Consider the following 20,496-nt stretch of genomic DNA (forward strand, 5'->3'; position numbering starts at 1 on the left):
CACCGGGCGTACCTTTGCGCCAACTTTCTCCCGCGTCACAGTTCCGGTACGGAATCGCTTCGCCCGCGTAGCACTTACCAAGTGTTCACTTCCGTCACCCCGAAGGCCACGGGACGCTTCTTTGAGCGCTCAGCTGCCGCAGAACCCCGCTTGGTAGCTTCGTTCTCTCCTGCACACCTGCACACGCCCGTCTGTGTGCCGAACTCTGGGAGACCGTGATCGTGGCCCGTCGTAGCCTGCCCACCGCCGCCGCATTCGCCGTCGGTGCGGCACTGCTCCTGACCGCCTGCGGTGGCGGCGGGGACGACGGCTCCAAGGACAAGACCGAGGGGGCGGGCGGGGGTTCGGACAAGCCGTCGGCTTCGGCGTCGGCCGACCCGGCGGGGCCCGACGTCAGTGTGCCGAAGGACCTGAACCTCGTCTTCGACTTCTCGGCGCCGTCGGATCCGAAGCAGGCCGGGGCCGTCGACAACGCGGCCAACTACATCCGCGCGCTCAAGCACGGCATCGTGCGACAGGACGCGAACGATCCGGGGTACCGGTACTACTCGGGCGCGCAGGCTGCCCGGTATGCGAAGACGCAGATCAATGCGTGGATCGACGGCGGCTGGGTGCCCACGGGTACGGACCGCTACTTCAAGTCCGATGCCACCGAGCTGAGCGAGGGGAAGGCCGTACTCGTCACCTTCTGCCGCAACCAGGCGAAGTCCTTCAGCAAGGACATCAAGGGCGGCAAGGTCCACACCGGCAAGGAATCGCTCGACAGCTACCAGAAGTTCAGCGTCCTGATGAGCCCGCCGAAGGGCGGGGACAAGATCTGGAAGGCCCAGAAGATCGAGGTGCAGGGGAGGGTGAAGGAGTGCCGAGGATGACCGAGGGCCTGCGGCGGTGGCAGTGCCTGGCGGCACCTTCGAGACCACCCAGGAGATGAACGTCCAGGAAGTCCAGTCCATCAACCGCTAGCAGCGATCGTGCTGTCAGGGCGTGACCACCGGCACCCCTGAGTCCGCGAGGGCAGCCGTGATGCCTTTGGCCTGAGGCGATCTGAGTTCGATGCCCCCGCCTGAGCTCAGGAGCAGATCGACGCTGGGGTGGAGCCAGGCGACGGTGGACGGCAGGAAGACGACGCCGGTGAGGTCGGCGAGTGGCACCTCAAGGGCGCCGCCGTCCGTGCCGCGCAGGTGCAGGGTCCCGGACTGGACGGCCAGGGCGCCGGTGCGCGACGGTCCGTCGTCCCAGGCGGAGGGTGCGGCCGCGATGTTGTGCCGGGTGTGCGCCGGCTGTTCGTTGAGGCCGTAGCGCACGGGGTGGACGACTGTCCCGACGGGGAACGACGGCAGGAGAGCGTCCGCTGCTTCGGCGAGCAGCGCGCGCTCGCGGCGCCGCCTGAGCTGAACCAGCGGCGCTCCGAGTGCCAGGAGGGACAGCGCCAGGAGTCCGAGGACGGCCAGTGCGGCGGCGTTCTTCGGGCGGGCGACCACGAAGATGATTCCGATGACGGCCGTCGGCGCGATCGTGGCGAAGTAGAGCAGGGCCGCCGGGTGGATGCCGGATCGCGGGGTCGACGCCGTTCCCGTCAGTTGGTCACGGTGCTGGTGGCGCATGCGCTCGCGGGCTCGGACGACCCGCTCGCGTGCGGCCCAGCCGTAGCGTGCGGCGTACTTCTTGACCGGGGCCCAGGCGAACAGTCCGGCCACTACCGTGCCGGGCAGCGCCGCGGCGGCCTGTGGGTCGGTGGCGGATGCGATGAGGATTCCCGCGAGAGTGATGACCAGGAGGAGAGCCACTCCCGCGTTGAAGAATCGTGCGTGAGGTGCCTGTGCGCCGTAGGCCGTGGGGAACAGTGAGTCGTGCCCCCGGTCCACCGCGGCCCACTCGCGCAACAGGTGCCAACGCCGCGTTGTCCTGGTGTGCAACTTACGCAGGACCAGCAGCGCCGGCACGGTGACGCCCACGAGCAGAAGAGCGGACAGGACCACGGACACGGCCACGTCGACACCGTTACTCGTGTCTGAGGTGAGGGTGTCGGCCATCCCTGCCGGTACGAGCATGACCGTGAAGGAGACCGCCAGCGCGCACAGGAGAAAGGCCCCCGCCCGTGCCCGCGAAAGGTCCTCACGGACCAGCGTGTCGAGGGCCTGCTCCTGGGAGCGGAGAAGCTCGGAGCGACCGGGCCAGGATTCGGCCGCGCCGGGTGGGTCGGGAAGTGGCGCGGCGCGGAGGGGCGAGCGTCTCGTCGTAGGACGCTCGCTGGTGATGTCGGTCATCTGCGCTCCTCTGTCGCCCTGTTGGTCACGTCAGCCGCTGTCCACAGTGACGAAGACCGAGTGTCCGGCCATGACGGCCACCAGGCCTGCCAGGTCCCTGACCTGATCGGAATCGAGGCACGTTCCCACGACCAGGAGCCCCTTGCCTCCCTCCGGAGGACAGCTCAGCACACCCGCCAGCCCTGTCTGATGGGGTGACACATCGGTCTCCCGACTCACCGGTACCTCCACCGGAGACTGCGCCATGAATCCGATGCCGATACCCATGTCCGTGGCGAAGCGCTCTACGTAGGCCATACCGCCCAGGAACGCCTCGTCGAACACGCGGGACAGGAGCGCCCCGAGGTCGAGTTCGGGCGGTCCCGGCGGGACGGCTACGACGCCCGCGTAGACCTGCCAGAGCACCTTTGCGCCTGTGCTGGGCAAAGGAGCTGTGACCACCCCGTTCATCAGCACGCCGTTGGCGAAGAGGTGGTCGTAGCGGAACATCAGGACGTCGATGAACTGCTCCCGGTGCTCGGCCGGGGTGTCCGGATAGCTGAGGCGAATGAGTTCGGCACAGCGCCCTCGGGTTGCTTCCCTGTCGTCCCCGTCGGCCATGAGATCGAACCAGTCGGACGGCACGGTCAGCTTGACGGACCCGGGTTCGATGGCAGGCGTCGCCGCGCGGCCGCTCACCCGGTCACCTTCGGCTGCTGCGTGGTCGGGCCGAAGTCCCATGCGGCGATCTTGCCCACTGTCTCCAGGGTGTCGCCGCCGCCTTCGGCGGTCATGACGTTGCCCGTCCAGGTCATGAAGAATCCCGCAGTGCGTGAAGACATTTCGCTCTGGCTCATGGCATAGCCACGAGTACCGGCACCTACGGACCCTCCCATGGCCAAGTGGAAGAACCCGTGGGGAACTTCCTTGTCCGGGCCGATGAACTGGCGCGCCACACGTGTGGGTGCCCCCGACGACCGGGCCGTAGCCAGCACGTCGTCGCCGATCTTGCTGCCTGCCTTGGCCAGACCGAATCCGGCAGCGTCCATGATGACGTCCTTGGTCAGCGCGGCCTTGCCGAAACTGCCCGTGGTACCGACTGCCGAGAGATAGTGCGCGGCTAGCGCCGTTCCCGACAGGAAGAGGGAAGCTGCCCCAAGGAACTGGAGACCCGGCACAAAGGCCATCAGCCCGGTGAGGGCACTGAGCAGACCGGCGATGTCCCCGATCAGGTCCAGCAGCGGGGCGAGTCTGCCCAGATACTCGATGGCCAGGTCGTGCAACGTGGCCAGGAGGTCACCGAAACCGTCGAGCCAGTCGCCGATCGTGCCTCCGAGCTTCTCCCAGAAACCGGGTTCGTTCGGGGCGATGCCGATGGCCTTCCTCAGGCGCCCGGCAGCGGATTTCCCTTCCTCCTCGTAAGTGCTGTGGAGGGTCCGCGCCCGCTTGCGTACCTCTTCGAGCGGATCGGTCGCATCAGACGTCTCGTCCTTGGCCTTGGCCTTGGCCTCGGCCTCGGCCTTGTCTGCGGCATGCTGGGCCTCCGCGGCTTCCCGCTCCAGGGCACGCGCCGCCTTCTGCTTGTCGCGCATGTAGTCGGCCCAGCCCCGGGCCACGTCCTTGGCACCGTCGAAGGAGTCGAAGGCGTCGTCGATCCTCGGGCGGAAATCCTCATCGAGCAGTTCACGGAAGGCGACGGCGGCCTTCCCCCGCCATTCGCCGTCGTCGGCGCCCTTGAGGACACGCTTGACCTCCCCGAGCGCGCTAGCTGTCTCACGAATCGCGTCGGCCACTTTGTCGACCGCGTCGTGGTCCCCAGGGCACGGAACGAACCCGAGGGCGGGGAAGGCCTCGCCGGAAAGAGCACTCACTTCGGCTTCGCCGCCTTCGACAGTTCGGCGGCGAGATCCACGTCGAGCTTGTCGAAGGTCTTCTCGATCCTGTCCAGCGTCTTCGCCGCTCCCTTGGCGAACTTCTTCATCTGGCTGATCCCATAAGCCCACTCGCCGCCGAATTCCTCCATTCGACGCTCGAGTTCAGCGGCCCCCATGGACTTCGCATCGATATCGGCCATGGCACGAATCGGCTTGCCGAGGAGGTCCTCGACGCTGCGCAGACTACGACGCACCCGGTCCAGCATGTCGCCGTCGATGTAGAGATCACTCACCTGCGGCTCTCCCGCCTCTCGGTGTCTCACCGCCCAGCCGGTCAGCGGTTGACGGCCTGGACTTCCTGGACGCTCATGTCCTGGCTGGTCTCGAAGGTGCCGTCCGGGAGATCGCCATGTGCGCCTCCCGTGCCCTTCCAGGAGATGTCCCAGTTGATGGATGCCTTCAGCTGGTACGGCTCACCGCTCGTGGCCCGGAGGTAGTTGATTCCGCAGGGCGGATCCGCGTCGGCCGCGCCCTTGGCGTACGGCGTTCCGATGCTGCCGTCCGCATTGATCTGGCAGTCACCGGAGGCGGGGTACGCCTGCGCGTCCTCCGTGCCGGGATCCAGATGGAGAGCCACCGGCTTGGCCGTGGTCACCGCCCACAGGCCTGTTCCGGGCAGGTCGGCGCGGACCTCCACACCTTTGAACGTCCCCTTGTCCAGCCATACCCAGGTGGGCAGGTTCACCGTCGACCGGGCATGCGGCTTCAGCTCGATCTCCGTGTCCGGGACCTTGATCTTGTCGTACGCGAAGGCTGCGAGGGTCTCGGGAGTCGGGGCGTTCTTGTCCTTGGGGATGGTGCCGGCGGCCTGCCAGAACATGATGCGGCCGCAGTCCCACGCCTTGGAGTCCTGGTACATGTCCTTGCGGACCGTGCTGCGCCAGAACATCCCCTTCTTGCCGATGTTGTAGTTCTTGTAGCCGTCGGCGGTGCTGCCACCGGGGACGTTCGGGTCGAAGTCGGTATCCGACTTCCCCTTCTCGTAGTGGTCCACCCAGAGGCCGTTGCTCCACCACACATGGGCATTGACGAGCCCGCCCTCGCCGGTCGCGACGGCGGCCTTCAACTGCTTCGGGGAGAAGACCGGCTCGTACCAACACGCCGGGGGCTGCCAGTTGGGGTCCACAGACGCAAGTTCGCCCACCGATGCCTTCGCCGTCCGGCCACGCGGACCGGTGACCTTGATCTTCGAGTGGGAGACCGATGCCATCAGCTCGTTGCCTGAGGCGTCGCCCTCCACGGAGTCATGTGTCGCCCCGCCGCCCGTTGACTCCTCCCCACCTCCGCCTACGGCGAGCGCCGAAGCAGGGAACAAGACCGCTGCAACAGCGCACAATGCCAACGCGGCCTCGACAGTGCTCCGGTTGAGTGTCACCGGTCGCAGCCTCCCCGGTCCGTCTGCATCGTCGAGGTCTGCCACACACCCTGAGCGTTCTTGTCCAACCGCGTGCGGTACTGGACCTTCGGGTCATCGCCGTCCGGCGTACCTTCGACCTTGTCCGTCTTGAGGTTCCGGGTGTATCCCCTGGCCTCGTCAACGCAGTAGAAGAGGACTCCGAAGCCCTCGTTGCTCACGTGCACCTGGGGTTTGGAGATGCGGACGCTCCCCTTGAGGGTGAGGCCCTTGTAGGTCCTGACCCACGCAGGTCCGGACTTGAGGGTTGCGCCCGTGCTGTAGAACTTCAGCGCACTGTCCTGCGGATCACTCGCGATGATGGCGGCGTAACCGGCGCGCAGCCGCTCCTTCCCGTCGTTCAGGATGGTCTGCAGCTTGGGGTCGCTGTTCGCCCAGCCTTCGAAGTTCGCCTGGAACGTATGGGGCAGCGTGATCTCGGGCCGCCCGGCGGCCCCGTCCGCGGACGGTGACGCCCCCTCCGACCCGCCTCTCCCCTCATCAGCCCCGACAATCCTGCCGTCGGCTCTACCGGCGCCCGATCCGCCACAAGCGGTCAGCGACAAGACTGTGGACGCGGTAAGCACGGCAGCCGATGCGAGCCGGGCAAGGTGGTTCACGCGGGCTCCTGAGGGGGAGGGAGGCGATGGGGTTCGCTCATGCGAACCGCACGCTATCCATCAGGGCCCAGCGCATTCGGGACGTTTCCGCCAATCCCGTGCGGTGGACGGGGTGGGCCGCACCGGCCGCAGGGAGGGTGTTGTTGGGTGAGAGGCACCCGCCCGGTCCCCGCGGAATCCGTGCTCCGATGCCTCGGACCAGGCAAGACACGCAGGGACCGCCTGCTGGCCGCCCGCAGTCGCTCGGCCCCCGGGATCAGCCACAGCTCAGAGCAAGCGCCCCTGGCATACGCCCCGACGCATCATCAATACGTGTGATGAGCCGACCCGGCACCCCGCCGCTCCGGCCTAGCCGACCTCGTTCTCCGCCACAGCCCGGCCCTTCACCGTCACATCGCCCCCGTAGAACATCCCCGTGAACACCGGGCTGTAGGTCATCTGGACCTCGACCTCGACCTGTTGGGCGTTGGCCGTCACGCAGTGGGTGTTGCCGACGTCCGCGCCGATCAGGCCCGCTTCCTCGACGAAGGCGCGGACTCGGGCCTCACAGTTCTGGTAGTTGATGGGTGCGCCCTTGGCGCCCTCGTAGATGCCCTCGGTGTCGAGGTCCTGGGCCGCGTAGCGCGCGGCCTGTTCGGCGATGTCCGCGGCGCGTTCCCGTTTGGAGATGGAGAGGCCGCCGTCGATGACGAACGCGGAGAGCGTGAGGAAGACGATCGCGAAGATGATGACCGCGCCCGCGCCCGAGCCGCGGTCGTCCAGGCGCGTGCGGCGGGCGTCGAGCCAGCCGCGTACCGCCGGGGAGATGGCCGGGGAGATGGCCGGGGAGATGGCCCGGGAGAGCTTCACGCCGACCTCCGGTACGGGTCCAGCGGGGAGCTGAACTCCGCCTTCAGCGTGGTCGCGACGTCGAGGCCCAGCATCGCCAGGCCCTTCACCCGGCAGCTGACCTCGACCGTGAAGAAGGGGTCGACGTTGGGGTCGAAGCCCGCGCTCTTCTGCGTGACGCTGACCGGGCCCGAGCAGACGTCCGCGAGGTCGGCCTGCGCGGCCCTCTTCGCCTCGGCCATCGCCGTACCGTGCTCCTTCTGGATCGAGCCCGCGCGCGCGGCGTCCCGCGCCGCGCCGTCGATGGCCCCGCGGCCGTCGACGAGTTGACCGAAGGCCACCAGGACCAGGATGAAGAGGATCATCACCGGGGCCAGGAACACCACTTCGATGCTGGAGAGTCCCCGATCATCGCTGGAGAGTCCCCGGTCGTCCCGCATCCCGGCGGAGGCAGAGGCGGAGGCCGAACCCTCGCGCGGTGCGTGCCGCGTCACTCGCCCTCCTCCACGAACCGCTCCACGGGCCCCGCCGACTGCGCGTGCACCGTCATGCTGAAGCCGGGGAAGACCGAGGGCACCTTCGCCGTGATCTCCACCCCGACCGTGCCCTGTCCCTGCTGGATGGTCTTCACGGCCGGGTTGAGCACCAGCTTCGGGCCGAGCTGGCGGATGTAGGCGTCGGCCACGTCACGCGCCTCGCCCCGCCAGCCGCCCGCGTTCTCGTCCGCCGTGGCGCGGGCCTTGCGCGCGCCCGCCTGGGCCGCGGCCTGCGCGACGTGGTCCGCGAAGAAGTACAGCGCGAACTGCACCGTCGCGAAGATCATGAAGAACAGGACCGGAGTGAGCAGCACGAACTCGATCGCGGTCATGCCGGATTCGCCGCGAGTGGAGGCGGCCTCCACCCTGCGGCGTACGAATCCACGCATTCTTCGCACCCGAACCCCGTCCCCGTCCCCGTCGCCCTTCACGATGCCGTCAGTGCCCCCAGCAGACGGGCGTCAGCAGGTGCTGCCCGCGTCCGCGCCCTCGATGCAGTCGCTGACCTTGTGCGCACCCTTGTCCAGGGCCGCGTTGATCACCGCGGCGACCACGCCCACGATCGCGACCACGACGGCCGAGATGATGACCCACTCGACCGCGGAGGCGCCGCGGTCCAGTTCGCCGGAGCGGGCGCGCTGCACCCGGCCCTGCAGGAAAGTGATCATGAAGTCCAGACCCGCGTTACCGGTGCTGAAGTTCCGTCCGTTCATGGTGAGTTGTCCTCTCAGGAGTGGTGGGGGGATGGGTGCCGGGCCCCGTTGTCGTCCGGCACCGCCGTCGTCGTTGGATCGCTGCCGCTAGACCTGGAACACGCGCATCGCCGCCGGGTAGATGAGGAAGACCAGGAATCCCGCACACAGCATCAGCTGTGCGACCAGCATCGACTGGGACTTCTCGCCCGCACTGCCCTCGATCTCGGCGAGTTCGCGGTGCCGCATCGTCTCGGCGCGGGAGGCCAGCGACTCGCGCACCTTCGCGCCGTCGTCCGCCACCAGCGCCAGGGACGCCGACAGGTCCTTGAGCTCTTCGACGCCCAGTTCCTCGCCGAGCGAGCCGAGGGCCTGCCACTGGCTGACACCCGTGATCCGGGCGTCGGCCAGAGCGTTTCGAATGCGTTGCGTCGCCCATCCGTCGGAGACCTCCGCCGCCGCCATGAGCGCCTCGGGGAGGCCACGGCCGCCCGCGAGGCTCATCGACACCAGGTCCAGATAGGCGCCGATGACGCGGCGCAGATCGCGCCGCTTGTCTGCCGCGTCCCTGCGTACTTCCAGGTCGGGCAGGAAGAAGAAGAGCGCGCCGAACATCAGCGCGAGCCACACCGGGATGATCGGGCTCTTGCCGACCCCGAGCGTCCAGATGACGGCGAAGAGGAAGGGCCCGAAGAACACACCGGCCGCCGCGAGCAGCACCTTGGTCGCGAGGAACTTCTCCCAGCTGCGGTCGAGGACCGCGAGGTCCGCGCGGAGCGAGCGCTGCTCCCAGCCCTGCTGGAGGTAGAAGTCGGCGACCCGCGTGCCCACGCGGGAGCGCATGGTGCCGAGCCGCCCCGGGGCTTCGGTGTCCGAGGTGGCCCGGTGCGACTCGTAGGCCGCGCCGCGCGCCCGCATCGCGTCGATGCGGGCGACCGTGGCGACCGCGCTGCGCTTGGACGGCATCAGGGCGCGCACGAGGGCGAAGATGCCGAGGCCCAGGACGGCACCGATCACTATCGGCATGGTCAGGCTCATCGACGTACCCCCTCAGGGTTCGAGTAGCCGGGAAGACCCTGCTGGGCGGGCTGGGCGGGCTGCGCCGCCTGGTCGGGGCCGCGCGGGCGCACGAACTGCACGCCCGGCTCGTCCTTGACCAGGAAACGGTCCGGCGTCTCCACCGTCGACAGCTTGCGCAGCCACCAGAAGCCGAGCGCGAACAGACCGCAGACCAGGGCGAGTACGGCCTGTCCCACCGCCGTTCCGTACGGCTCGACGAAGTCCCTGTTGAAGATGGAGAGGCCGAGGACGAAGGCGACCGAGACCGCCACCACGATCTGCACCGAACGCCGGGTCGACGCGCGCTGCGCCATGACGCGCTGGCGCATGTCGACCTCCTCGCGCGCCGACTTGGCGAGCGCGCCGAGCACGTGCCGCAGACCGGGGCCGCGCAGCTTCGCGTTGAGGATCAGGGCCGCGACGATGATGTCCGCGGACGCGTCGTCGATCTCGTCGGCGAGCACCTGCAGCGCCTCGGGCAGCGGCGTGCGCGCGCGCAGCCGGTCCACGAGGGCGTCCAGGTGCGGGCGCAGGACGGGGGCCGCGGCGCGCGCGGAGGCGGGGATGGCCTGTTCGAGGCCGACCGCGCCCGCGATCGTGTCGCGCAGGGACTCGGTCCAGGCGGCGAGCGCCTCGACGCGGCGCATCTGCGTGCGTTCCTCCGCGGCGCCGCCGAAGAGCTTGTCCCAGAAGAAGACGAGGATGCCCGCCGCGATGCCCGCGACGGCCCAGCGGGTCAGGAGCAGGACGACCAGGCCGACGCCGATCGCCGCGGAGCCGCGCCGCCCGATGAAGCTGATCAGTTCGCCGGCGCGCTCGCTCGCCTTCTGCTTCTCGTGCGCGGGCTTGGCGGGCAGGCCGCGGATCGCGATCGCGAGGAGCGCGAGGCCGCCGCCCGCGGCGACGCCGCAGCCCAGCGCGTACAGGACGGGCAGCGAGAAGACTCCGCCCATCGAGCCGAGTGAGTTCATGTCGTGCTCACCCCCATTGCCCGGCGGGCCGGTAGCCGAAGGCCGCGAGGTCGTCCATGCAGGCGATCGGCGCGTGCGCGACGACGCGGCCGTCGGGGGCCTCGGCGAAGACCTCGCTGGAGAGCACCCGCCCGTCGACGCCGTTGACCTCACGCACCGACGTCACCATGCGCTGGAGCTTGCCGCCGGTCTGGTAGTTGTTGCGCCGCTGGATGAACACGACGAAGTTGACGGCTCCCGCGACGAGCATCTGGCTGGCCTCGATGGGCAGCCGCTCGGAGGCCTGCAGCGCATACGTCGAGATGCGGTTGAAGACCTCGCTGGAGCTGTTGGCGTGGATCGTGGAGAGCGAGCCGTCGTTGCCCTGCGACATCGCGTTCAGCATCGTCACGATCTCGTCGCCGAGCACCTCACCGACGATGACGCGGGAGGGGTTCATGCGCAGCGAACGGCGCACCAGCTCCGCCATCGAGATCTCGCCCTGGCCCTCGGAGTTGGGCAGCCGCTCCTCGAACGCCACCACGTTGGGGTGCAGATCGGCGAAGGTGTCGAGGCCGAGTTCCAGGGCGCGCTCGACGGTCACCAGGCGCTCGTGCGGCGGGATCTCGTTGGCGAGGGCGCGCAGGAGCGTCGTCTTTCCGGCGTTCGTCGCGCCCGCGATCATGATGTTCTTGCGGGCCCGGACGGCGCAGGCCAGGAAGTGCCCGACCTCGGGCGTCAGAGTCCCGTTCCCCACCAGGTCCGACATGAAGACCTTGCCCATGCGGGCACGTCGGATGGAGAGGGCGGGGCGCCGCGTGACGTCCATGACGGCCGAGAGGCGCGAGCCGTCGGGCAGGCGCAGGTCGAGCTGCGGGTTGGCCGAGTCGAACGGGCGGGAGGAGAGACCGGAGTAGGCACCGAGGATCTGGATGAGCTCGACGAGCTCCTCGTCGGTCTCGGCGACCGGGTCGGCCTTGGTCTCGCTGCCGTCGGCGTATCCGACGAACACCTGGTCGTAGCCGTTGATGTCGATGTTCTCGACCTCGGCGTTGTCGAGCAGCGGCTGGAGCCTGCCGACGCCGAAGAGCGCGGCGTGCACGGCGGCCGCGTACTGCTCCTCGGTCTCCGCGTCGAGCGGGGTGCGCCCGGCGTTGATCTCCGTGCGCGCGTGCTCCTCGAGGATCTGCGCGATGACGGCGCGGGCGTAGTGCCGCTCGTCCTCGCCGGACATCGGGGTGACGCCGGAGACCTGGTCGAGGCGCCGCTGCTCGGCGATGCGGTCACCGGCGTCCTGCCGGAACCGCTTGACCAGCTGATGATCGACGGGTGCGCTCATCGGCCCGCCCCCGCGGCCGGGTTGGCCCAGGCCGCGCCGTACTGCTGGTACAGGTCGACGGTCACCTTGCGCGCCGACCTGATGAGCAGCGACTTGTCGAGGCGGCCGCGCCTGCGCCCGGCCAACTGCTCGGCGCCCGCAGGGTCGTCGGCGAGGGTGCCTACGACGCGGGCGCCGGTCTGCGCGGCCACCAGCATGTCGTTGACCTGGTGGACGAGCTTGGCGGACGTCGAGGGGTCGGCGATCAGCAGGACGCCGATGAGCGGCTGCGCGAGCGTCGCGGCGCCGCGCGGTCCGCCGTGCAGCTTGGTGGCGAGGGCGGCGGCCCGGTCCCGGACGCGCGCGATGGCCTCGGGCTCGGTGCGCGAGACGAGCAGCACGAGCGCCGCCTGCGGGAAGAGCTCGACGGCCGGGGTGTCGCCGCTGATCCGCCCGCAGTCCGCGATGACGTCGGCGGGCGCGTTCGGCGAGTCGGCGAGCTGCGAGAAGGCGCGGCCGAGGGTGGGCCACAGGCCCGCGAGCCCGGCGGCCTGCTCGGCGATGCCGAGGCCGACGAGCACTTCGAGCCCGCCCGACAGCGGCTGGGTGTGGTCCCAGAGCTGGTCGGGCACGAGCCCGCGCCGGGCCGTGGCGGCGATGCTCAGCATGCCGGTGTTGGGGTTGAGCGGTCCGCCGTGCGCGGCGGCACTGCGGTAGACCAGGTCGCCGCCCGCGGGGTCGGTCTCCGCGACGAGCACGCGGCGCGGCCAGACGGCGGCGAGCGCGACGGCGGCGGTGGTGACGCCGGGGGAACCCTTGTCCGCGGCGAGAGCGATGAGCGCCATGTCTCTTCTACTCGCCTCTAGTTGCTGTCATTGGTGACGCGGACGATGACGACCTTGCCGTCGGACGCGGAGCTGGCGAGTCCCGCGACCTCCTCCTGCGGCACGAGGAGGGTGATGTTCAGGTTGCCCGTGCTCACGGTGGCGTCGCTCTTCTCCGCGACGGTGTTCACGCGGGCGGAGGCCACCAGCGGCTCACCGGCCGCGGCCCCGTTGCCGCTCGCCGACCCCTTGCCCGTGGAGGTGCCCGAGACGACCGGGTACGCGGCGACGGTGTCACCGGACTTCAGGTCGGACGGGTACTGGCCCTCCTTGAGGGAGAGACCGACGGACGCCTTGCCCGCGGGCAGGCCGGAGCTCTTGGCGAACATCTCGCCGACGACGATGGATCCGGCGGGGATGGCGCTCTTCGCCTTGAGCTTGGAGAGGGCGCCGCGCTGCTCCCACTTGACGAAGTTCAGGCCGGTGTCGTCGGAGACGAGCACGGACCTGATGTTCTTGTTCTCGACGGGCGACTCGCCCGCCGCGATGGGCGCGACCACCTTCACGACCTCGATGCGGTCACCGGCGCGCAGCACGAGAACCGTGGCGCCGAGGGCGCCGACGAGGATGAGGAGCACGGCCAGCGCGGCCAGTGCCGGTTTGCGCTCGCGAGGCGGCGCGGGAAGGCGCTCACCGACACCTGGCTGAGCCGGCGCGGCGGAACGGTTGTTGCCCGCCCCCATACGCTCCTGGATCTTCACGCAACTGCTCCCCGCACGCCCAAGAAGATTCGGTCAATTTCCGTCATTCGTGACACTCGCGACTCTCTACGCTCCACCTCGGGCGGGCTATTCAGCCCCAGGATCAGTGTCAAGTCATCGCACCGTATCAGCAGCACATAAGCCCCTCAAGGCGCGTTAAGGATCGCGAAGCACGGGCCTCTCATCGTTATCCACGCGCAATCCGCGCCGTTTGGTTCCGATGCCGTTCCCAGGTCTCAGGAAGTGGGATCGATGTGCGTACGCGAATAGAGACGCTTTGCACGATGGGGCACTTGTCAGCCACAGAGGTGACGCCGGGCAGGCCCCGATCGGTTCCCACCAGCCACGCCTCGTACGACGGCACGCACCTCGCCCCGGCGGCGCCGTCACGGAACGCCCGCCACTCCTCCCCACAACCCACGCAACTCGGTTCCGCCCGGCGCCGAATGAACCGGACTCCCGCCATCCCCCTCTCACATTCCGGCGCAAGGGAACCGGAAAGCAATTGTTGAACGATAGACCAAACCCCGTTCATTCACCGGCAGTTGGCGGTCGATTGGTTCGGACCTTTCGCGCGCACAAAGAAATGACCGCAATTCCTGCTCGCACGAAAGAGAAACCAACCCCCCATGAAGACCCCCACGAAGACCCGTACAAGCACGAAGACCCGTACGAGAACCGCCGCCGGAGTCGCCGCCTCCGCCGCCGCCCTGGCGATGGTCGCCACCTCCGCCCCCGCCGCGCACGCCGTCATCGGCGGCACCGAAGTCTCCAATGACGCCTACCCGTTCATGGTCGCGCTCATGGACAAGGGGTCGGGCAGCGCGCTCGACCGGCAGTTCTGCGGTGGCAGCCTCGTCACGGCCGACACCGTGGTGACGGCCGCGCACTGCCTCGTCGACGACGCGGGCAAGCCGGTCAAGCCCAAGTCCCTCCAGGTGGCGGTCGGGCGGACCGTGCTCTCCGCCGAGCAGGGGCAGATACGCAGCGTCGCCAAGGGCGGCGTGGTCGTGCACCCGCGCTACCTCAAGGGCAAGGAGGCGTACGACGTGGCCTTCCTGCAGTTGGCGAAGCCGGTCCGCGGCATCGCCCCGGTCGCGCTGCCCACGCAGGGCACCGACGCCCTGATCCGCCCGGGCCAGAAGGCCACCGTCGCGGGCTGGGGCAACACGGACACCGAGATGACCTACACGCCCGACCGGCTGCGCCAGGTCAAGGTCCCGATCATCTCGCACGCCGAATGCGGCACGAGCTACAAGGAGTACGACTCGAAGGTCAACTTCTGCGCCGGGGTCGAGGGCAAGGACTCCTGCCAGGGCGACAGCGGCGGCCCCATCTTCCGCGACGTGCCCGGTCGCAGGGCCCCGATCCTGATCGGCGTCGTCTCGTACGGCGACGGCTGCGGCGCGCAGGGCGCCCCCGGCGTCTACACGTCCCTCAGCTCGGCCAAGCTGTGGAAGACGCTGGACGAGTCCGCGGCGGGCAAGAAGGTGAAGCGGGCGATGCACCGTCGCTGAAGTGGCGGCGGGTGACGTGAGTTGACGGTCCGGGGCGTCGTGTGAGGAGGACGCCCCGGACCGCCGTCTCCGCGAGGAGTGTGACGCTGTCCATGCCGATGTAGACCTTGCCGTCGGGGGGTCCTCCCACTCGGCCGCGACGGGGTCGAGCCGGAGACCCATGCGGGCCATGGTCCGGCGGGCCCTCTCTCCTCACTGGCGAGACCGCCGAAGTCGCCACTCACCCCGTCACTCCCCGTCGCTCTTGCCCTTCTCCTTGCCCGCTTTCACGGAGTCCCTGGCCTGCTTGGCCAGGTCGTCGTCCAGCTTCTTGAACTCGCGTACGACCGCGTCGGACAACTCCGCCAACTGGTCGAGCTGCTGGCCGATGTCCTCGCGCCCGTCCTCCCAGTTGGACTCGAAGTCATCGAGGGAGTCGTACACGCCGCTGTCGCCGATGTCGTCCTCGTAGGACTCGAAGGTCTTCTTGGTGCGGTTCATGCGGTCCTTGACGGAGCGCAGCCGATCGCCGTAGTCCTCGAGGTCGGTGAGTGGGATGGAGAGATCACTCTTGCCCTTGCCGCCCATGATGGTGTCCCCCTTGCGTATGGCGTCGGTACCGCGAGTCAGTGCCACTCGTCCGGATCGAGCTCGGCCGCGACGAATCCGTCCCCCGACGTGACGACCAGGTCGGGCTGCCGCACGGCGAGTTCGACCCTTTCACGGTCGAATGTGTCGAACTCGAAGATGAAATGCTCAGCGACGGCGGGTCGGTCTAGCGGGAATCCGTCGAGGTCCACCGCCGAATTCGCCCGGTCCGCGCCCTGGCAGAGCACCGACACGAAAAGCGGGAAGTGCTCCGCGTCGAGCAGTGAATCCGCTCCGCGAATGACACCCGCGATACCGAAGCGACCGGTGACCGCGCCGCACAGGTCGTCCAGACAGTCCACCAAGGCGTCCCAGTTCCTGCCGTAATAGCCGGGGAACCGAAGGGCCTCGGCGAACGCGCGGTGCACACCCTGCTCGGTCATGAGGTCGGCCGCGGCGAAGCGGTGGACCTGGCCGCCCTTGGACTCCAGGGCGGCCAACTGGCGTTGCACCTCGGCGGTTCCCCGGGGGACGAAGACGACCCAGGGAGCTGCGGTCCCCGTGACATCGAAGCCGGTCATTTCTGCTTCACCCCGTGAATTCGCCGACGTAGTAGAACGTTCCGTAGTGGTCCGGGGTGTAGTACGCGGGGCCGGGTCCGTCCTTCGGAGTCAAGAGCCGTTCAGGACCCCTGATCTCCTTTCCGCAGCCCGGTGCACTGCACTGCGGCAGGTCGGTCTTGGCGTTGACGTCCCATTCCTTGTACTTGCCGCCCGGCAGGGCGGACTTGTTGTTACCCCAGTTCGCGTTGCCATGGTAGCCGTCGACCTTTCCGATTCCGCCGGGCCGGGCATTGACCTGGTTCAGCATGTCCGTGGCGCGTTGCGGTGCGGGGCCGGGGAGGCGACCGAGTCCTTCGGGGCTGCCGCTGTCCCCGCCGTGCTGCTGGCACAGGGGTGCCAGGCCCAGCGGGTCGGACCAGGTGTGCGGGTTGTGGACGTAGGCGACGGGGTTCGGTGCCGGGAGCAGGCCGAGGGGGTCGGGGCTGGTGTAGCGGGCCGTCTCGGGGTCGTAATGACGGTGGTGGTTGTAGTGGAGGCCGGTCTCCGGGTCGTGGTACTGACCGGGGAAGCGCAGCGGTGTGTACGCGCTCGCGTCGCTGTTCCAGACCGTGCTTCCCCACAGGGTGGACCGGGTGTACCAGGCGATGTCCCCGTCCGGCGAGAGCAGCTCGACCGGGGTTCCGACGAGGTCGGTGACGATGGCGAAGAACCGCTCGTCGATGGTCTCCTGGGGCGCGTCGGCGGCCCAGACGCGTTCGGCCTGGCTCACGGGCGAGAGCCCGTCGTGGTCCCAGGTGAGTGTGGTGCGCAGGCCCGCGCTCCCGCCGCCCTGCCCGGCAGACGGCGCCGGGATCCGCTGCGCGGCCTCCTCCGGCCCCTCAGTTGTCTGCTCGCAGAGCGTGTTGCCGTCCCAGGTGAAGACCGTGCGCTCCAGGACGCTCTCCCCGTCGGCGGCGAGGCGGAGCTTGCCGGTACGTCGGCCCAGCGGGTCGTAGGTGTAGCGCCAGCGGCCGCCGTCCGGCGTGGTGACGGCCGTGAGCCGGTCCTCGGCGTCCCACTCGTAGAGCCAGACGTCGGGCTTGCGGGAGAGCCGGGACTTGCGGCGCATGACCATCCGTCCCTGGGCGTCGTACTCGTAGTGGACCCGGCCTGCCCGGGTCAGCCGTGTTCCCGTGTAATCGCGCGATCCCGTGGCCTCGTTGCCGGGGTGCCGCGTCGGCCAGGCCGCCTCGGTCTGGTTGCCCGCGGAGTCGTAGGCGTAGCGCTCGCTCCAGCCCGCCGCGTGCACCGCGGTGACACGGCCCTGGGTGTCGAGGTCGAAGCGGCGGCTGCCTGTGCGGGAGTCCCGCATCCCGGTGAGGTGCCCGTCGGGGCGGTAGGAGTAGGAGCGCTCCGAGAGCGGGCGGTTGCCCGGCGCACTGCTTTCCTGTGTCACCAGTCGGCCGACGCCGTCGTAGCCGCGGGTGAGGGCGAGCGCACGGTCGATGTGCCGGGCGACCTCGCGGTCCGCGGCGTCGTGCGCGAAGTCGATGGTGTGGCCTGCCGCGGCCAGCCGTACGGTACGTCCCGCGGCGTCGTACTCCCAGGTGCTCCGAGCGCCCGAAGGGGTGGCGCGCAGGGTGCGGTTGCCCGCGAGGTCGTAGCCGAAGCGCATGGTCCGGCCGTCGACGGTCTCGGAGATGCGACGGCCGGCCGCGTCGAGTTCCACGCGCAGACTGCTCTCGGGACCGACGGCCCCGGTCAGTGAGCCGTTCGCCGCGTACGTGTACGTGGTCAGTGAGCCGTCCGCGTCCTTGGCGGTGGTCTGTCCCAACGCGTCGCGCCGGTAGTGGATGTGCTGGCCGAGCGCGTTGGTCCGGGAGGTGAGGAGTCCGGCCGCGTCATAGGCGTAGTGGGCGGTGCGCCCGTCGAAGTCGGACTCGGAGAGCAGCCTGCCCACCGGGTCGTAGGTGTAATTCCAGGTCAGGCCCTGGGGATTGGTCACCTGGGTGAGCTGGAGACCGGCGTCGTGGGTGAAGGTGTGGCGGTCGCCGCCCGGGCCGACGCGGGCGCTGAGGCGGTCGAAGTGGGTGTACTCGAACGTGGTGGCCTGGCCGACGGAGTCGATGTGGCGGACGCAGTTGCCTTCGCCGTCGTACTCCCAGCTCTCGTGCGCTCCTTCCGGGTCGGTGCGGCGCGCGATCAGGCCCTCGACCGTCCATTCCAGGCGGGTGCGGTGGCCGAGCGGGTCCGTCACCTCGGAGGTCAGACCGAAGGCGTCGTACGCGTAGCGTGTGGTGCCGCCGAGGCCGTCGGTCACGGTCAGCGGCAGTCCCGCGGCGTTGTTCGTGCGGACGGCGGAGCGGCCGGTGGCGTCCCGGGTCTCGGTGAGGCCGCCGTCCGTCCCGCGCGTGAAGTGCGTGGTCGCGCCGAGCGGATCGGTGATGGCGGTGACGTTGCCGCGCTCGTCGTTGGCGAACTGCCAGGAGGCGCCGTCCGGCAACTCCATGGCCGTGGGGACGTGCCGCTCGTCGTAGGTGATGCGGATGAAGGTGCCGTCGGGCCGGGTCACCTCGGTCGGCTGCCCCAGTTCGTTGTGGGAGTAGGCCGTGGTGTGTCCGAGCTGGTCCGTCCTCGCGGTGACATTCTGACGGGCGTCGTATGCGGTGGTGACGGTGGAGCCGAGCGGGTCGGTCTCGGCGACGATCAGGCAGCGGTCGTCGACGGCGACCTGGGTGGTGGCGCCCTGCGGGGTGGTGATCTCGGTGATGCGGCAGCCGGCCCTTGCGGGGTCCTTGAGGTCGTAGGTGAAGGTGTTGGCCATGTGCCCGGCCATGCCCTGCTGAGCGGTGCAGCGGTCCTGGTCGTCGTAGGTGTAGCTGTAGCGACTGTGGTTGGTGTCCTGCCAGGCGGTGAGGCGCAGCCGCTCGTCGTAGGCGAACCGCATGGGCAGGCCGGAGGAGTTGGTGACGGCGGTGAGGTTGCCGTCGGTGTAGCCGTACCGCTTGATCACGGTGTCCGCGCCGTCCGCGTCGCTCTTGCCCGGGTCCCGGCCTGTCAGGGCCAGGGCCGTGACGCGTTCGTCCTCGACGGTCAGTTTCAGGTGGTAGCCGCCGCTGTGGCGAATCGCGGTCGGGGTGCCATCGGCGTCGTGTTCGAAGTCGATGGTGTTGTGGTTGCGGTCCGTGATCCGGGTCAGCAGTGCCACTCCGTCACCGGGCGTGGGCGGGGCGAAGCGGCGGGTGTGGCCCGCGACCGGGTCGGTGAGGTGGTAGCCGCCGTCCTCGGCCGCTACCAGGGGCCAGTGCGGCCCGGACTCTGGCAGCACGGGGCGGCCCGGCCGTTCGGGGTGGGGGTAGGCGAGGAGCATGCCGTCCTCGGTGACGAACACGACGCCCTCGTCGTCGGCTTCCAGGCGCTGGTCCAGGGTGGAGGTCCAGGTCGGTCCGAACCAGCCGCCGCTGCGGTATCCCGAGGCGACCCGGCGGGTGAAGGCCAGCGGCAGGGTGCCGGGCAGCGTCACGTCGGTCTCGGCCAGGAACATCTGCCCGGTGGCCACGTCCACCGGGTCACCACAGCCCTTGATCTTGCTCCTGACCCGGTTGTAGGCACCCTTCGCGCCGTCCTTGAGCGCGGTGCGGGCAGACTTGAAGCCCTTCAATCCACCCTTGAGGCCCTTCAGTCCCTTGCCGAGTTTGGCGGCGGTGGTGATGCCCTTCATGCCCGGTACGCAGTCCAGCGCGGCGAACGCCACGTCCATCAACGTGGCTTGGCCTTTCGCGTATTTGCTCAAGGTGTCCGCCAGGACGATCGCCCCGGCCACGATCACGATCGCGGCCAGGATCGGCCCGCCGACGATCATCGCGATGATCCCGACCACCGCGACGACGACCTTGCACACCGCGACGATGGTGTCCCAGTTGTCCGAGACCCAGTCGCCGATCTCCTCCCACCACTTGCGGTTGCGGATCCCCGCGTCGGAAGCCTCGTCGATCTTCCGCTTCGCCGTCCCCGCCGCGTCCTCACGCATCTTGCGGGCGTCCTCGGCCATCTTCTTCGCCGCGTCCAGCGCGCTCTGCGCCGAGGACACCTCGCCCTTCGCCGACTTCTGCGCCTTCTCCGCCGAGTCGGCGTTGCGCGTGGCGGCCCTGACCTTGTCCCCGTCCGGCTTGGGAACGTCCTTGCCGGGCTTGTCCTGGTACTTGTCGGCCTCCTTGCCCGCCCGCTCCACCCAGGAATCGGCCGAAGACAGACGGGACTTGGCGCTGTTCAGATCCGCCCGCGCCGCGCGGCCGTCGGCCAGCGCCTTGTCCGCCATGGACTGCGCGCGCTCCAGCTCCGGCCAGTACCCCGACAGCGCGTCGCCCGCCATCTCATAGCTCTTCTTGAGCTTCTTCAGCTTGGCCGGGGCATCCTCGAACTTCTCGGTGAACGCGTCCGCCGTCTTGCCCGCCCACCGCAGGATCGCGTCCTCGCCCGCCATCCCCTTGATGTCCCGCAGCACCCTGCCGACGTCATCGGCGAAATCATGCAGATTTCCCGCCAACGACCGCACCCTGTGCGGATCACCCGGCGTCGGATCCTTCTCCAGATCCAGGACATGCCAATCCCTCGGCCGATGGCCTCCCACGCGACTTCCCCCGTCACACGTGCAACTTCAATATGGGTACGCGGGGACGAAACTACTCGCAGAGGTGCAAGTGGCGGAA

Annotated in this window: 20 protein-coding genes; 2 read left to right on the forward strand and 18 right to left on the reverse strand. The window is 69.1% G+C overall.

The window, feature by feature from the left end; translation table 11 throughout:
• The first annotated feature begins 221 nt into the window (after positions 1-221).
• Positions 222-872: a hypothetical protein gene (locus CP970_RS17835; RefSeq protein ID WP_055547597.1), complete on the forward strand. Its 651-nt coding sequence runs from the start codon at positions 222-224 to the stop codon at positions 870-872.
• Between the two features lie 105 nt (positions 873-977).
• Here the strand turns inward: CP970_RS17835 and CP970_RS17840 are convergent, their stop codons facing one another.
• From CP970_RS17840 to CP970_RS17910, 15 genes are all read right to left on the reverse strand, one after another.
• Positions 978-2,267 carry a hypothetical protein gene (locus tag CP970_RS17840; protein ID WP_055547550.1) on the reverse strand — a complete coding sequence of 430 codons (1,290 nt, stop codon included), beginning with the start codon at positions 2,265-2,267 and terminating at the stop codon, positions 978-980.
• 30 nt (positions 2,268-2,297) lie between these two features.
• On the reverse strand, positions 2,298-2,945 hold the full coding sequence (locus CP970_RS17845; protein ID WP_224058497.1) for a hypothetical protein: 648 nt from the start codon (positions 2,943-2,945) through the stop codon (positions 2,298-2,300).
• Positions 2,942-4,117 carry a WXG100 family type VII secretion target gene (locus CP970_RS17850; protein WP_055547552.1) on the reverse strand — a complete coding sequence of 392 codons (1,176 nt, stop codon included), beginning with the start codon at positions 4,115-4,117 and terminating at the stop codon, positions 2,942-2,944. Before CP970_RS17850 ends, CP970_RS17845 begins: the two co-directional genes overlap by 4 nt.
• A complete protein-coding gene (locus CP970_RS17855; protein ID WP_055547554.1) occupies positions 4,114-4,413 on the reverse strand; it encodes a hypothetical protein in 300 nt (99 codons plus the stop codon). Before CP970_RS17855 ends, CP970_RS17850 begins: the two co-directional genes overlap by 4 nt.
• A gap of 41 nt (positions 4,414-4,454) precedes the next feature.
• A complete protein-coding gene (locus tag CP970_RS17860; protein WP_398655303.1) occupies positions 4,455-5,420 on the reverse strand; it encodes a hypothetical protein in 966 nt (321 codons plus the stop codon).
• Positions 5,421-5,551: 131 nt separating this feature from the next.
• Positions 5,552-6,193 (reverse strand): hypothetical protein, encoded by a 642-nt coding sequence (locus tag CP970_RS17865; RefSeq protein ID WP_055547558.1) that lies wholly within the window; start codon positions 6,191-6,193, stop codon positions 5,552-5,554.
• A gap of 348 nt (positions 6,194-6,541) precedes the next feature.
• On the reverse strand, positions 6,542-7,000 hold the full coding sequence (locus CP970_RS17870; protein WP_055547601.1) for a TadE/TadG family type IV pilus assembly protein: 459 nt from the start codon (positions 6,998-7,000) through the stop codon (positions 6,542-6,544).
• 38 nt (positions 7,001-7,038) lie between these two features.
• Positions 7,039-7,461: a TadE/TadG family type IV pilus assembly protein gene (locus tag CP970_RS17875; protein WP_055547603.1), complete on the reverse strand. Its 423-nt coding sequence runs from the start codon at positions 7,459-7,461 to the stop codon at positions 7,039-7,041.
• Positions 7,462-7,511: 50 nt separating this feature from the next.
• Positions 7,512-7,946, reverse strand: coding sequence for a TadE/TadG family type IV pilus assembly protein (locus tag CP970_RS17880; protein ID WP_055547560.1), 435 nt, complete (start codon positions 7,944-7,946; stop codon positions 7,512-7,514).
• Positions 7,947-8,018: 72 nt separating this feature from the next.
• Positions 8,019-8,270, reverse strand: a complete 252-nt coding sequence (locus tag CP970_RS17885; protein WP_055547562.1) for a hypothetical protein — start codon at positions 8,268-8,270, stop codon at positions 8,019-8,021.
• 87 nt (positions 8,271-8,357) lie between these two features.
• Positions 8,358-9,287 carry a type II secretion system F family protein gene (locus CP970_RS17890; protein WP_055547564.1) on the reverse strand — a complete coding sequence of 310 codons (930 nt, stop codon included), beginning with the start codon at positions 9,285-9,287 and terminating at the stop codon, positions 8,358-8,360.
• Entirely contained in the window at positions 9,284-10,279 is a 996-nt protein-coding gene (locus CP970_RS17895; RefSeq protein ID WP_055547566.1) for a type II secretion system F family protein, read from the reverse strand. Before CP970_RS17895 ends, CP970_RS17890 begins: the two co-directional genes overlap by 4 nt.
• Before the next feature lie 7 nt (positions 10,280-10,286).
• Positions 10,287-11,597, reverse strand: a complete 1,311-nt coding sequence (locus CP970_RS17900; RefSeq protein ID WP_055547567.1) for a CpaF family protein — start codon at positions 11,595-11,597, stop codon at positions 10,287-10,289.
• Entirely contained in the window at positions 11,594-12,421 is an 828-nt protein-coding gene (locus CP970_RS17905; RefSeq protein ID WP_055547569.1) for a hypothetical protein, read from the reverse strand. Before CP970_RS17905 ends, CP970_RS17900 begins: the two co-directional genes overlap by 4 nt.
• A 17-nt stretch (positions 12,422-12,438) precedes the next feature.
• Positions 12,439-13,161, reverse strand: a complete 723-nt coding sequence (locus tag CP970_RS17910; protein ID WP_055547571.1) for a hypothetical protein — start codon at positions 13,159-13,161, stop codon at positions 12,439-12,441.
• Positions 13,162-13,790: 629 nt separating this feature from the next.
• On the opposite strand from CP970_RS17910, the gene CP970_RS17915 reads away from it, so the two are divergent.
• Positions 13,791-14,678 carry a S1 family peptidase gene (locus tag CP970_RS17915; RefSeq protein ID WP_055547573.1) on the forward strand — a complete coding sequence of 296 codons (888 nt, stop codon included), beginning with the start codon at positions 13,791-13,793 and terminating at the stop codon, positions 14,676-14,678.
• Positions 14,679-14,906: 228 nt separating this feature from the next.
• On the opposite strand, the gene CP970_RS17920 is transcribed toward CP970_RS17915, so the two are convergent.
• From CP970_RS17920 to CP970_RS17930, 3 genes are read right to left on the reverse strand one after another with little or no spacing between them, the layout of a single operon-like run.
• A complete protein-coding gene (locus CP970_RS17920) occupies positions 14,907-15,245 on the reverse strand; it encodes a hypothetical protein (RefSeq protein ID WP_055547605.1) in 339 nt (112 codons plus the stop codon).
• 38 nt (positions 15,246-15,283) lie between these two features.
• Positions 15,284-15,826, reverse strand: coding sequence for a barstar family protein (locus CP970_RS17925; RefSeq protein ID WP_055547575.1), 543 nt, complete (start codon positions 15,824-15,826; stop codon positions 15,284-15,286).
• A 7-nt stretch (positions 15,827-15,833) separates the two neighbouring features.
• Positions 15,834-20,417 (reverse strand): DUF6531 domain-containing protein, encoded by a 4,584-nt coding sequence (locus tag CP970_RS17930; protein WP_079043516.1) that lies wholly within the window; start codon positions 20,415-20,417, stop codon positions 15,834-15,836.
• Positions 20,418-20,496: the final 79 nt, after the last annotated feature.

The sequence above is a fragment of the Streptomyces kanamyceticus genome, from assembly GCF_008704495.1.
Classification (GTDB): domain Bacteria; phylum Actinomycetota; class Actinomycetes; order Streptomycetales; family Streptomycetaceae; genus Streptomyces; species Streptomyces kanamyceticus.

Excerpts from the sequence above, each read along its gene's own strand:
- CP970_RS17895 (WP_055547566.1), bottom strand. The coding sequence starts at position 10,279 with ATGAACTCACTCGGCTCGATGGGCGGAGTCTTCTCGCTGCCCGTCCTG.
- CP970_RS17875 (WP_055547603.1), bottom strand. The coding sequence starts at position 7,461 with ATGCGGGACGACCGGGGACTCTCCAGCGATGATCGGGGACTCTCCAGC.
- CP970_RS17840 (WP_055547550.1), bottom strand. The coding sequence starts at position 2,267 with ATGACCGACATCACCAGCGAGCGTCCTACGACGAGACGCTCGCCCCTC.
- CP970_RS17890 (WP_055547564.1), bottom strand. The coding sequence starts at position 9,287 with ATGAGCCTGACCATGCCGATAGTGATCGGTGCCGTCCTGGGCCTCGGC.
- CP970_RS17905 (WP_055547569.1), bottom strand. The coding sequence starts at position 12,421 with ATGGCGCTCATCGCTCTCGCCGCGGACAAGGGTTCCCCCGGCGTCACC.
- CP970_RS17900 (WP_055547567.1), bottom strand. The coding sequence starts at position 11,597 with ATGAGCGCACCCGTCGATCATCAGCTGGTCAAGCGGTTCCGGCAGGAC.
- CP970_RS17915 (WP_055547573.1), top strand. The coding sequence starts at position 13,791 with ATGAAGACCCCCACGAAGACCCGTACAAGCACGAAGACCCGTACGAGA.
- CP970_RS17925 (WP_055547575.1), bottom strand. The coding sequence starts at position 15,826 with ATGACCGGCTTCGATGTCACGGGGACCGCAGCTCCCTGGGTCGTCTTC.
- CP970_RS17920 (WP_055547605.1), bottom strand. The coding sequence starts at position 15,245 with ATGGGCGGCAAGGGCAAGAGTGATCTCTCCATCCCACTCACCGACCTC.
- CP970_RS17885 (WP_055547562.1), bottom strand. The coding sequence starts at position 8,270 with ATGAACGGACGGAACTTCAGCACCGGTAACGCGGGTCTGGACTTCATG.
- CP970_RS17880 (WP_055547560.1), bottom strand. The coding sequence starts at position 7,946 with ATGCGTGGATTCGTACGCCGCAGGGTGGAGGCCGCCTCCACTCGCGGC.